The 12932-nt window shown below is 30.3% G+C and carries 11 protein-coding genes and 2 pseudogenes; 6 read left to right on the top strand and 7 right to left on the bottom strand.

The genetic code is table 11. The features are described 5' to 3' along the window. From ACJAX4_RS16360 to ACJAX4_RS16380, 5 genes are all read right to left on the bottom strand, one after another. Positions 1-759: nucleoside recognition domain-containing protein (locus ACJAX4_RS16360; RefSeq protein WP_435790520.1), on the bottom strand; the 759-nt coding region annotated here is incomplete at its 3' end. Positions 760-1114: 355 nt separating this feature from the next. Continuing rightward, positions 1115-2389 (bottom strand): MFS transporter, encoded by a 1275-nt coding sequence (locus ACJAX4_RS16365; RefSeq protein WP_435790521.1) that lies wholly within the window; start codon positions 2387-2389, stop codon positions 1115-1117. A gap of 208 nt (positions 2390-2597) precedes the next feature. Next, positions 2598-2777: a BBE domain-containing protein gene (locus ACJAX4_RS16370; RefSeq protein ID WP_435790530.1), complete on the bottom strand. Its 180-nt coding sequence runs from the start codon at positions 2775-2777 to the stop codon at positions 2598-2600. 59 nt (positions 2778-2836) lie between these two features. After that, the gene (locus tag ACJAX4_RS16375; protein ID WP_435790522.1) at positions 2837-3148 is read right to left on the bottom strand and encodes a hypothetical protein; all 312 of its coding nucleotides are present in this window, start codon (positions 3146-3148) and stop codon (positions 2837-2839) included. A 493-nt stretch (positions 3149-3641) separates the two neighbouring features. Beyond that, positions 3642-3851, bottom strand: a complete 210-nt coding sequence (locus tag ACJAX4_RS16380; protein ID WP_435790523.1) for a hypothetical protein — start codon at positions 3849-3851, stop codon at positions 3642-3644. 600 nt (positions 3852-4451) lie between these two features. On the opposite strand from ACJAX4_RS16380, the pseudogene ACJAX4_RS16385 reads away from it, so the two are divergent. The 3 genes and pseudogenes from ACJAX4_RS16385 to minD all read left to right on the top strand — a co-directional run bounded on the left by ACJAX4_RS16385 (position 4452) and on the right by minD (position 7058). Next, a pseudogene (locus tag ACJAX4_RS16385) lies at positions 4452-5138 on the top strand (sensor histidine kinase). A 19-nt stretch (positions 5139-5157) separates the two neighbouring features. Continuing rightward, complete coding sequence (locus ACJAX4_RS16390) at positions 5158-5877, top strand: LytR/AlgR family response regulator transcription factor (protein ID WP_435790524.1); 720 nt, start codon at positions 5158-5160, stop codon at positions 5875-5877. Between the two features lie 383 nt (positions 5878-6260). After that, on the top strand, positions 6261-7058 hold the full coding sequence (gene minD / locus ACJAX4_RS16395) for a septum site-determining protein MinD (RefSeq protein ID WP_435790525.1): 798 nt from the start codon (positions 6261-6263) through the stop codon (positions 7056-7058). Between the two features lie 142 nt (positions 7059-7200). Here minD and ACJAX4_RS16400 read toward each other — a convergent pair whose 3' ends face one another. Beyond that, positions 7201-7635 carry a MarR family winged helix-turn-helix transcriptional regulator gene (locus ACJAX4_RS16400; RefSeq protein ID WP_435790526.1) on the bottom strand — a complete coding sequence of 145 codons (435 nt, stop codon included), beginning with the start codon at positions 7633-7635 and terminating at the stop codon, positions 7201-7203. A gap of 147 nt (positions 7636-7782) precedes the next feature. On the opposite strand from ACJAX4_RS16400, the gene ACJAX4_RS16405 reads away from it, so the two are divergent. From ACJAX4_RS16405 to ACJAX4_RS16415, 3 genes are all read left to right on the top strand, one after another. Next, positions 7783-8784, top strand: coding sequence for a YhdH/YhfP family quinone oxidoreductase (locus ACJAX4_RS16405; protein ID WP_435790527.1), 1002 nt, complete (start codon positions 7783-7785; stop codon positions 8782-8784). An 85-nt stretch (positions 8785-8869) separates the two neighbouring features. Then, positions 8870-9985, top strand: a complete 1116-nt coding sequence (locus ACJAX4_RS16410; RefSeq protein WP_435790528.1) for an NADH:flavin oxidoreductase — start codon at positions 8870-8872, stop codon at positions 9983-9985. Positions 9986-9994: 9 nt separating this feature from the next. Next, entirely contained in the window at positions 9995-11989 is a 1995-nt protein-coding gene (locus ACJAX4_RS16415; RefSeq protein WP_435790529.1) for an FAD-dependent oxidoreductase, read from the top strand. 180 nt (positions 11990-12169) lie between these two features. Here the strand turns inward: ACJAX4_RS16415 and ACJAX4_RS16420 are convergent. Then, positions 12170-12932: pseudogene (locus ACJAX4_RS16420) on the bottom strand (hypothetical protein); the annotation flags it as partial.

Consider the following 12932-nt stretch of genomic DNA (forward strand, 5'->3'; position numbering starts at 1 on the left):
AGATGTAATAAAAGCCACTATAACAGTTACTAACGCAATAGATCCATAAAATATCGGGAAAATATGCGCAAACCCTAGCTCTTCAGCTACTGCAGAAGCAAATGCTATACCTACAATAGAAAAACTAGTTGCAATTATATAAGCTTCTCTTCTATTATAGTATCCTCTTTGATATTGGTTATCCGTTACCACAATACCAATTGTACCATCACCAACAAAGGATGCAATGGCATCGATAGTTGAATAGCCTGGTACTTTAAACAACTTTTTAACTATAGGCCCTAATAAAATACCTATAAATTCGACCATACCAAAATGTGTTAATAATGGAAGGGCAATAATAGCTACAAAGAATGTTATATAAAGTGTGGTTAAAAGACCACCAGCTCCTGCCATCAGCCCGCCAGTATTGACATCTAAAATCATACCTGCAAACTCATAGTTTTGAAACCAATTATTAATCACCATAAGGTATAAAAATGATCCAACTACCCTTAATACAACATTTAAAGGTGATGCTTTGAATACAGAATTAACATACCCATTTTTTGAAGAATAAAAGATAAAAAGCATAGTTGCAATTAACACAACCCATGCACAAATAATAGTGAAACCAATAAATGAATCAAACATATTGTCTGTAACAAAATTTAATATGTGAGATATAGCAATTTTACTTTCTCCATTAATATTAATTGGTATTAGAAAAAAGATAAATCCAAAAATAGACAAAAATACAAACTTTAACTTATTTATCATACTTACAAACCCCCATTATGTCTTAACTACGATGCACGGTTTCTAGGATACCATATGCGCATAAGTGTTGCAATAGGTTTTTGCATATTTAGTCTGTTTTTTTGTATATTTAGTCGATTTAATGTATATTAGAAAGTAAAACTTATTCAAATGCGTTTCCATATTTTATTATTGGGTCGTACCAGCCAACTATTTAATCACGCACCGACAACCCATAGCCCTCAAACAAACAAAATTAATTAATGTCAAAGTAATTATTTGCTTTTTTTAAACTTTATCCAGTAAAATTAAATTTATTACCTGGAATGAATAATTATAAGGTATGTTGTGCTGAGAATTTACTTTTAGGCAAAAACTATTCCTGCTCAGCACTTACTACACTACCTACCATAAGCTCCTCATCAGTCTTCTTTTCTGTATTAAAGAAAACTTTAAATACTATCCAGCCTAGAAGTGTAACTCCCGCAGCAAACCAAATTGGAAGATTAATATTAACTGCAGTTACAAAACCAGCAATGATAGGTGGAAATGCCTGAGCTAAAGATGAAATAGATTGGTTAATTCCAAGAATTTCTCCTTGTTTTTCACTATCTACTAAATTAGAAATAATAGCTGTTCCATTAGGTTGGCTAAGGCCTTGAAATATCGCTATAAATGGAACTATTAAATATAACCATACCCGTTCAGTAGGTATTAATAAAAACGGGAAACTTATTGAAAGTAGAACTATTGAGTAACTAAGTATTTTGGAAGGTTTAAACTTTTTTGAAAGTGGTCTTAACACTGCTCCTTGTGCAATAGCTATCCAAAGCCCCATGTAAGCAAACAAATCACCAACTTGAGATTGAGTAAATTTAAACTTTCCGTATAAGAATACTTGGAAAAACTGTGTATAAAAATTAAATCCTACTGTTAGTAAAAAAACTACTAAAAACATTACTCTTAAATCTTTAAAGGTAAAGGCTTTTTTAATATTTGCAAAACCTGTGAATAAATTTACTTTATTTGCTCTTTTAATTGCTAATGTTTCAGGAAAATTCAAAAATACTAAGGCCACATTAATAGTTGATAGTAGTATAGTAAGATAGAATGGTGTTGCATAAGAGAACCAACTAACTATAGAGGAGTCAGAAAGCTTTCCACCAATAAATGGTCCAATAATAAAACCTAGACCAAAGGCCATTCCAATTAAACCAAAGTTTCTGGATTTTGTTTCTTTTGTGCTCACATCAGCGATTGCAGACTGTGCTATGGATATATTTCCTCCTGTAAACCCGTCAACAATTCTTCCGAGGAATAGAAGATATAGATTAGAATTAAGTATCCCTATTATAAAAATCACATAACCAACAACTGTACCAATTAGGGATATAGTCAATATTTTTTTTCTGCCATTTTGATCAGCTAGGGAACCAAGAATTGGTGCACCAAAGAACTGTGCTAGTGGATATGAGGCTATTAAAAAACCATATATTAAGGTTCTAGTTGGGAAAGCATATGCCATTGGTAATATACCGTTTATGGGATCAAGTAGAAGAGCAGGTAATATTGGAATAATAATACCTAATCCTAATAAATCTAAAAATACAGTAAAAAATATTGTCCCAATAGTAAATTTTTTATTTTTCATAGATTTCACTCCCATCTCTATTTTTTATTAATAATTACTGTATTATTCTAAGCTATTTGTTATTCACTTAATTCATAAAATTTTCCATGTCCCTCTCTCCTAGAATATTCACTACAGCTAGTTGTGTCACAGTTATTTTATCCATTTGGCAACTATAAGCTAGTAATCATAAAAAGCTGCTGTCCTTTGACATGCAGCTTTAAGAATTTCATATTTTAATTGCTATTACAGTATCACAGGTAGGAGCCGGAGGAATACTCTGTACGAAGTTGAAAACATTGTTCGGGTCATATTTTGCTTTAATTTTCTGAAGCCTAGAAAAATTATCACCGTAATATTCCTGACCGTAATTCTTTATATTTAAATCACGTACATTGACACCCAGAATTCTATTGCCTCTGGTAGTGTAACCTCCTCAATCATTACCTTTAAAGGAGATCCAACATCTTACAAAGGTAATATCAATTTTCCCAGTTCTGCTTTGGGACCAAGGAATATTCCCTGCGAACGAAGCAGACCATTTGTTTTCGTACCTATCTCCAATATTGTACCCAGTCTTTCATCAACGGATGGAGACCATCTTTGCCATACATCTATAACTTCCTCCAATTGATTCCACGGCCATACTATTTCAAATATTCCAACTTGAAAAGGAGCAGGACGTATTCCTGCTTGAACGATTGCAATTCCCTGTGCCTGATGGTACTCCGGATCATTTGGGTATATTACCGTTCCGGTTAACTCTATTTTTTGTTTCATTTAATCACCCTCTATTACTGTATTAGATTTACATAAAGATAATATATCTTTTTATATAAATCTCGCTATATAATATGACAATATTTAAGGGAAGCCAAATAAACGGCTTCCCTCAATTCACATTTTAAGAATATTATATTGCTAGCTTTTAAAGCATTAATTAATTAATAAGAGTGTTTTTCTTACTCCAATAGTTCTTCATAATTGTTTTTTATTATTTTAAATACAATTTCACTAAATCCTGATTCTAACTCTAGCGACGGAAATCCTTTTAATGTATCATTTATAATTTCCTTTATCTCTTCTAAATCAATCTTAGGTACATCATAATTATACCCCTCTAATATCGGCTTATAATTATTTCTTGTAAATGCTGTTGAATACCATGTATTTTCTAAACCACTATTATTTAAGAACCCCTAATAAGCCTAAATTATTATCAAAATTTGGTGCAAGTCCTACTGGTTCTCCATCTTTTCTTAATATTTCAAAGTTAAATGTATGTATGTCTATCTATGTTATAGCACAACGCGTCCATAAATGTAATGTTCAAGAAATCTTCTATATAACCAAGTTCTTTTATTATACTTATAGAATCATCTATTTCCCAATAATCGCGAACAAAGCTGAACATTGGCTCGAAGTCAACTTCTCCATTATTAGTAAAGTCTTTGCACTTAACTAATGCTCCATCTTCAATCACTTCATATTTAACAGCATTGAATCCAAGTGTTATAGAGCAATGTTTCCTATTAATACTTCAGCGAAATTCCCCTTGTAAGTACCCTTTTTTATCATATACCAATATCCATCAATGAGCTTCCAACATTTTTCAAAACTTCCTATGTCGGTTAATTCAGGACTTATATCTACATCATTAAATTTTATCTCTGTAGCATTACCATATAAAGCAATAGTATTTAGTCCATCAAATATCCAGTAAAATTACCCGATATTAATTATAAGTAATTATATTATAAGGTTGTTTCCTACTGTGGATTCCAATTTATATATATTTTCCTCAATATTATTAAGAAATTTTATTCAATTAGTCATTATGCCTATAATATATTTACATTTTAAGCGGACATACAAATAAATGCTTAGATTAGTATCTAATAAAGTAATAAATATAATATCTTTATATAGCATTTTAATTTTTATATTTTTAGTTAGATATTACGAATTTTGTTCTTATAATTTTAATGATTCCTATGGATTTTTTAATAGTTTGTTGTTTATTATTATAATTATATTATCATACATAATAATTTTTATAACTATTTCTTCTGTAAATAGAAATATGGAACTAGAATATAAGTTTGAAATTATAGATACACAAATAGAATTACAGAAACAAAACTACATAAAACTAAATGAATCTATTAATAAATATTCTGCATTTAAACATGATATAAGGCACCATATTTTGACAATAAAGTCAATGATGGATACTGAAAATTATATAGCAGCCTCTGAATACTTGTATGAATTTAATGAAAGTGAAATATCTCAAAATATAGGTATGTTATGCAGAAATTTTACTGTGGATTCGATACTAAAATATTACATTGGCATTGCTACAAATTATAAGATTGATTTTAGGGTTGAGGTAAATATACCCCAAGATATTAATATCGATAAGCTTGACTTATCTATTGTTATAGGTAATTGTGTTGAAAATGCGATTGAAGCTTGTAATAAAATTATTGGAAAAAGTGAAAAATACATTTATATAAAAGCTGAAATTAAAGGTTTCAATTTAGTAATTAAAATCAACAATAGCTTTAATGGACAAGTTATCAAAGTAGGGGAAATAATCAAAACAAGTAAGGAAATGCAATAACATGGTATAGGATTATCCAATGTTAGAAAAATAGCAGAAAAGTATAATGGCTTTTTTGACGTAAAATATGCAGATTGTGAATTTGAAGTGAATATCATTATGAATTTTAACAACATTTCAGATGATGATTTAACTAGATTGTAAAATGGGAGTAGTGATAAATATGATAAATATTGCAATTTGTGATGATGATATACAAGAGATTAAAATTATTTCTAATTTTGTATCAAAAAATATTGAAGATTTAAATTTGCTATTTAAAATAACATCTTTTAATGATGGGCAAGATCTAATTGACCATATGAGTTGTGCTAAAAAGAATTTTGATATAATTTTTTTAGATATTTATATGAAAACTTCAAATGGAATAGATATTGCAAGAGAAATTAGAAAATTTGATAATGAATGTAAAATTATATTTATAACTTATTCACAAGAATATGTACTAGATAGTTATGAGGTTAGAGCCACTTATTATATTTTAAAACCTGTGAATGAAGAGAAGCTTAGTAATGCTATTAAAATTGCTATAAAAGAATTAGATAAAGAAAATAAACAGATTTTCATTATAAACAAAAAAGGAATCTATAGAATTCTTTATAAAGATATAGTATATGCAGAAAGTAAAGCTAGAATTGTAAATATATATTTGAAATCTCATGAAATCATTACTTTTTATTCAAAGCTTGAGGATTTATTTCAAAGACTTAAAGACGAAAGATTTTTGAAATCTCATAAGAGTTTTATTGTAAATATGGATTATATTTTAAAAATAGAAAATAACTCTATTTTCATAATTGATAACGCTAATATACCCATAAGCATTGCTAATGTGACAAAAATAAAAGGAATATACTTTAATTATTTACTAAAAAGTATATAAAAATACAAAAATACACATATATATAAATATAATGTGTATTTTTTATGTTTTTTTACATTTTAAGCCACGTTTTTTACATGAAAAGAATATACACCATAATTTATGATATTTTATAAGTAATAATAAAGAAATAAATTTTAAAATTTAAGGAGGAGTTACAATATGGTTAATAAAATTATTGCTAGTTTGTCTATCAATAAAGCTACTTTTTTTTATAAATTTTTCAAAATAGGTTTCAAATTTCATAATGGACAAGGCGTTCCATTTAAAGAGATTTAATTGCTATGGTTAGGTGTATATTTCGAATTAGTAATTTTATTAACTTCTTATTAATTTAAAATAGAAAATCTTTTTTATAATTTATTTTTTGGAGGCTAATTTTTATGGGAAAAGTAATTGTAATAACATCGGGTAAAGGAGGTGTTGGAAAAACAACTACTACAGCGAACATAGGTACTGCACTTGCAGCTATAGGCAAAAAAGTTGTATTAGTTGATGGAGACACGGGCCTTAGGAATTTGGATATACTGATGGGGCTTGAAAATAGAGTTGTTTATAATCTTGTTGATGTTATTGAAGAGAAATGTAGTTTGAAACAGGCTTTAATAAAAGACAAAAGGCATGAAAAATTATTTTTACTTCCCACAGCACAAGCTAAAAATAAAAATGATGTGCAACCTAAAAAAATGCTGACTTTGATTAATAAGCTTAAGGGTGAGTTTGACTATGTATTGATAGATAGCCCAGCAGGAATTGAACAAGGTTTGGAAAACTCTGTGATTGCCGCAGACAGTGCTATAGTGGTTGTAAATCCTGAGGTAACTTCAATAAGAGATGCCGATAGAGTGATTGGTATGCTTAAAGATATGGGTATTAATGATTATAAGGTTATTATTAATAGAATAGATTATGATATGGTTAAGAGCGGTGATATGCTTGGTGTGGAAGATATAGTTAGTAATTGGGGAATCGAACTTATAGGTATAGTTCCAAGTGATAAAGCAATAACTGTATCTACAAATAGAGGTGAACCTATTGCATTAAATGAAAACTCTAAAACAGGAAAAATTTTTAAAGAAATAGCCATGAGACTAATAGGAGAAAACGTTTCTTTTGATGCATATGTAAAAAATGACAGTGGATTTGTAGATGTGCTTAGAAAGTTGTTTACGTATAAATAGGTTGTGGAACGCATGAATGTTTTTAATACTAATCTATACCAAAATATTTAGCAAGGTCGTCCAAATTTGGATTACCTTGCTAAAATTATATTATGCTTCAATTAACCATTTAAAAAACTAATTAATGGAGTTAATATATATCTTATTCTACATCAAAATTATTATTCATCTTCTTCAACAATTCAAGGAATATGTCTTTTTCTTCTTTTGAAAAATTTTTATATGCAATTAAATTCACTTTTCCAGAAATTTCATTTACTTTCCCTTCTATTGCTTTACCTTTTTCAGTTAAAATTATGTAGGTTACTCTTCTATCTTCTATACACTTTTCCTTTTTTACATATCCTAAATTTGATAACTTATTAACTAATGCTGTAATCGTAGACTTATCTTTTCCTATTGTTTTCCCTATTTGATTCATACCTAATCTTCCATTATTATTATATAATACTGTAAGGATATTGCCATATGCAGGCGCCAAATCATCTAACCCTTTTTCTTTTAATGCTTTTTCAATAAATTTAGTCATTTTTTTCTTAGTTTTGCTTATAAAATATATTATATATTTATCATTCATAAAAAAGCTCCTATCTTGAATTTAAATTATCTATTTAATTATAGTATGGTATAAACTAAAATGCAATTAGAACATGGTTTGACACCAAACTATATTTCTGCTACAATTAGTTTTATACCAAACTATATTTACAAAGGAGTTTTTAAAATGAATAACAATGAATTTAGAGCAATGGTCGTAACAGAAACAGAAAATAAAGAATTCAATAGAGAAATTACTACTAGACACATAAATGATCTACCAGAAGGCGATGTAATAATAAATGTAAAATATTCTTCATTAAACTATAAAGATGCTCTTTCCGCTACAGGAAATAAAGGTGTAACTAGAAATTTTCCACACACACCAGGAATCGATGCAGCAGGTATTGTAACCCAAAGCAATAATGATAGTTTAAAAATTGGAGCTGAGGTACTTGTAACAGGATATGCATTAGGAATGAGCACATCAGGTGGTTACGGAGAGTATATTAGAGTCCCTGCGCAGTGGGTAGTAGAACTTCCTTCAAATCTATCTCTAAGAGAGAGTATGATATACGGTACTGCTGGATTCACTGCTGCACTATCAGTTTATAAATTAGTTAATTCAGGTGTTAAGCCTAGTGATGGCGACATATTAGTAACTGGATCAACTGGCGGAGTAGGAAGTATGGCTATTTCAATATTAAGCAAGATTGGTTATAATGTCACTGCCGCTACAGGAAAAGCTTCTGAAAAAGATATGTTACTTGGAATTGGTGCAAAAAACGTAATTGATAGAACTGAAATAGATGACGCTTCTGGGAAAGCACTCTTAAAGCCTAGATGGGGTGGAGTAATAGACACAGTAGGTGGAAATATATTGGCTACAGCCATTAAATCAACCAATTATGGTGGAAGTGTAACTTGTTGTGGAAATGTTGCATCTGATGAATTTAAAACATCAGTCTATCCTTTTATTTTAAAAGGAATCTCAGTACTAGGAATAGATTCTGTTAAATGCCCTATGGATATTAGACTTAAGATTTGGAATAAATTAGCCTTAGATTGGAAGATTACTGATTTATATACTAATGTGAATGAAGTATCTTTAGAAGGATTAAATAGTGAAATAGATGATATACTTAAAGGAGCTCACAAAGGTAGAACTATAGTTAAGTTGGATTTATAGATTGTAAAAAGATATGGAACAAAAGGAACAAGAAATCATATATTTTCTTGTTCCTTTTATTATATATTTATAAAGGAGAAAAAAGATGAAGTTATTATTTGAAGAAGCTAAATTAGGGAAAATTTTATTAAAAAACCGATTTGTTAGAAGTGCTACGTGGGAGAATATGACTACAGAAGATGGTCATCTCACAAAAAAGCTTTTGGATATATATGAAAACTTAGCAATGTCTGAAGTTGGCTTAATTATAACAGGATATGCAAATGTCATAAAAGAGGAACAACCTAACCATGGAATGATGGGAATCTATGATGATACTTTTATTTATGAATACAAAGAGTTGACTGATTTAGTTCATAAATTTGGTTCGAAGATAATAATGCAAGTAGCGTATGGTGGAACAAAAACAACATATAATGTTGGGAAACGATTAATCTATGCTCCAAGTGAAGTTGCGCAGCGTAGTACAGGTGTAGTGGGAAAAGCTATGACTAAAAAGGAAATAGATCTTGTAGTAAATGCTTTTGCAGATGCAGCGGAAAGAATACAAAAATCAGGCTTTGATGGTATAGAGATACATGGTGCTCATTCATATTTAATCAATCAATTTCTAAGTCCTTATTATAACAACAGAACCGATGAATATGGTGGAAGCTTGGAAAATAGAATGAGATTTTTAACCGAAATATATTATAAGATAAGAAAGAGAGTTGGGAATGATTTCACATTATTAGTAAAGCTTACTTCCAGTGAATTTTTTGAAGGTGGAATGAGATTTGATGAAACTAAGTTAATCTGTAAAAAACTAGAGTCAATTGGTGTTGATGCTATAGATATTACTGGAAATATTCATAGTAAAGCGAGTTCAATGGCTGGCGAAACATTTGACGGCTATAAATTACAAAAGGAAGGTTATTTTGTTGAGTATGCTAAAGTAATTAGTAATGAAGTTAGAATACCTATAATTACTGTAGGTGGTTTTAAAGATATAAGTAATATAGAAAATATATTAAATGAGAGTAATATCGATTTTTTTGCTCTATCAAGACCCTTGCTTTCAGAACCTAATTTAATAAAAAGATGGAAATCTGGAGATCGAAAGGCTTCTATCTGTCTTAGTTGTTCTAAATGCAGAACGGATGAGGGAAATTATTGTGTTATTTTTAATAATATAAATAGACAAAAACAAATGAAACTTTAGGAGGTTATTATGAAAACAAGAATATTTGAACCTATTAAAATTGGTAATATTGAAATTAAGAACAGGATAGCAATGGAACCCATGGGACTTATGGGATTAGCAGACAGAGAAGGTGGATTTAATCAAAGAGCCATTGATTTTTATGTAGAAAGAGCAAAAGGTGGCGTTGGGTTAATAGTAACAGGTTTTACAAAAGTTGAAAATGAAATAGAACAAATGAAAATGCCAAGTTTTACTTGTGTTACACATAATCCAACAGCCTTTGCTAATTCATCATACGAGTTAACAGAAAGAGTACATGCTTATGGAACAAAAATATTTCTTCAGGTATCAGCAGGTCTTGGAAGAGTTGCAAATCCAAAATTGTTAGTTACAAAACCAGTTGCACCATCAGCTCTACCTAACTTTTGGGATCCAAGTATAACGTGTAGAGAGTTAACTACGGATGAAGTAGAGAAAATCATTAGTAGATTCGAAGAAGCAGGTAGAATTGCTAAAGAAACAGGGTTTGATGGAATAGAATTACACGCTGTTCACGAGGGTTACTTGGCTGATCAATTTGCAATGTCAGTATTTAATAGAAGAACTGATAAGTTTTCTGGAAGCCTAAAAGAGAGAGCAACTTTTCCTATAGAAATATTAAAAGCAATTAGGCGAGGTGCTGGTCAAGATTATCCAGTAACAGTTAGATATGGCCTTAGAAGCTTTATAAAAGATTGGAATCAAGGCGGTATTGATGTAGCTCAGCCAGAAATAGGTCGTAACTTCGAAGAGGGATTAAAGCTTGCTAAAATTTTAGAGGATGCTGGATACGATGCTTTAAATGCAGATGTTGGTTCCTATGATGGTTGGTATTGGGCTCATCCACCATTGTATCAAGAGGAAGGATTATATTTACCATTTACAGAAGAACTCAAAAAAGTTGTTAACATACCTGTAATTGTTGCTGGTAAACTAGGAAATCCCGAACTCGCGAAAGCAGCATTGAATGAAAATAAAGCAGATATAATAGGATTAGCCAGACCATTATTAACTGATGCAGAATGGCCGAATAAGGTTAAAAAAGGAACAGAAGAAAATATTCGACCATGTATTGGCTGCCACGATGGATGTCTTCAAAGAATATTTACTCATAGACCAATATCTTGCGGAATAAATCCAGCAACAGGGCGTGAAAAAATATATGGCATAGAAAAAGCCCTTGAAATAAAAAAAGTAATTATAATAGGTGCTGGAATAGCAGGACTTGAAGCAGCTAGAGTATCTACATTACGAGGACATGAAGTAGTAATTTATGAAAAAACAAATATTATAGGTGGGCATATTCATGAAGCATCTGCACCAGACTTTAAAATGGAAGATAGACGTCTTTTAAAATGGTATGACAATGAATTAAAAAGATTAAATATAGATGTAAATATGAATACAGCAGTTACTCCAGAGATTATTAAAGACTCAAAAGCTGATGTAGTTATTGTTGCAACAGGATCAAATCCAGTAAAATTAAATTTTTTACCTGGAATGAATAAAGATAACGTATGTTGTGCTGAGGATTTACTTTTAGGCAAAAAGAGTGCAGGGAATACTGTAGTTATTGTTGGTGGAGGATTAGTTGGCTGTGAAACTGCACTTTGGTTAGCTCAACAAGGCAAAGATGTAACTGTTGTAGAAGGCTTAGATGATGTAATGGCTGCAGGACCAGCTATAAATCATGCAAATAAATCTATGCTGAAAGATCTTATGGAGAAACATAATGTTAAGATAATGACTAATACAAAGCTTTCAGGTGTAAATGAGGAAGGAGTAAATTTAAGTCAGGGAAATAAAAATATAACGGTGCCGGCAGAAACTATCTGCATCGCAGTAGGTTATAAATCAGAAAACACACTTTTTCATGAAATTGAAAATATTGACGCAGTTGTACATATAATAGGTGATGCTGGAAAAGTTGCAAACATAATGAAAGCAGTTTGGGATGCTTATGAAGTTGCAAGAAGCATTTAATACGTAAACTAAATTCAGAAACATAAAATAACCAGAGTGTATAATAAGTGGTTAGACTTACTTTTGTGATGTAATCAAAAAGTAGTTTGACCACTTATGTTTTTTTATAAAAATAAGCTCCTTTCAGTGCAACACACCAAAAAGAGCTTATCCAAAACAAAATATAAAGAATGTTATTCTTTAAAACGATATTACACCTAAAGCAGCTAAAATATTTGTTATAACTAATAATAACGGGAATGACATTGCAGTTCTAAAAAGAAATACTTTAATTACATCCCAAAAGCTTAAACCAATTTTACTTTTAACTAAAACCATTCCAGTTTCAGACATAAATACTAACTGGGTAAATGCTAATACACCAATAAAAAATCTTGAGGCTTCAGAAACCGATGTACTGATAAATAAAGCTGGCAAATACATATCTGCAAATCCAGCAACCGATGCTGGTGCCATGATTGTCGCTACTTCATTACTATACCCTATCCAAGTATAGCAATATACCAGTGGTGCACTAATGATATTGAAAAACTGGGTATATTCTGCCACTACCAAAGATAATGTTCCAACCGCCATAATAATAGGTAAGAATCCAACGTATATGTTAACAATACTTTTTAACGACTGAATAATTACTTCTCCAATTTTGGCCTCTCCTGCCTGCTTTATTGCAGATTCATATGAATACTCCAAAACAGTTTTATCTTTTGGAATCTCAATTATACTCGGAGTTACCCCTTCATAATAAGTTGGTGGAAATTTCTTAAGTGCCATTCTAGATGTAATAAAAGCCACTATAACAGTTACTAACGCAATAGATCCATAAAATATCGGGAAAATATGCGCAAACCCTAGCTCTTCAGCTACTGCAGAAGCAAATGCTATACCTACAATAGAAAAACTGGTTGCAATTATATAAGCTTCTCTTCTATTATAGTATCCT

The sequence above is a fragment of the Clostridium sp. genome, assembly GCF_051278035.1.
Lineage (GTDB): Bacteria > Bacillota > Clostridia > Clostridiales > Clostridiaceae > Clostridium_AD.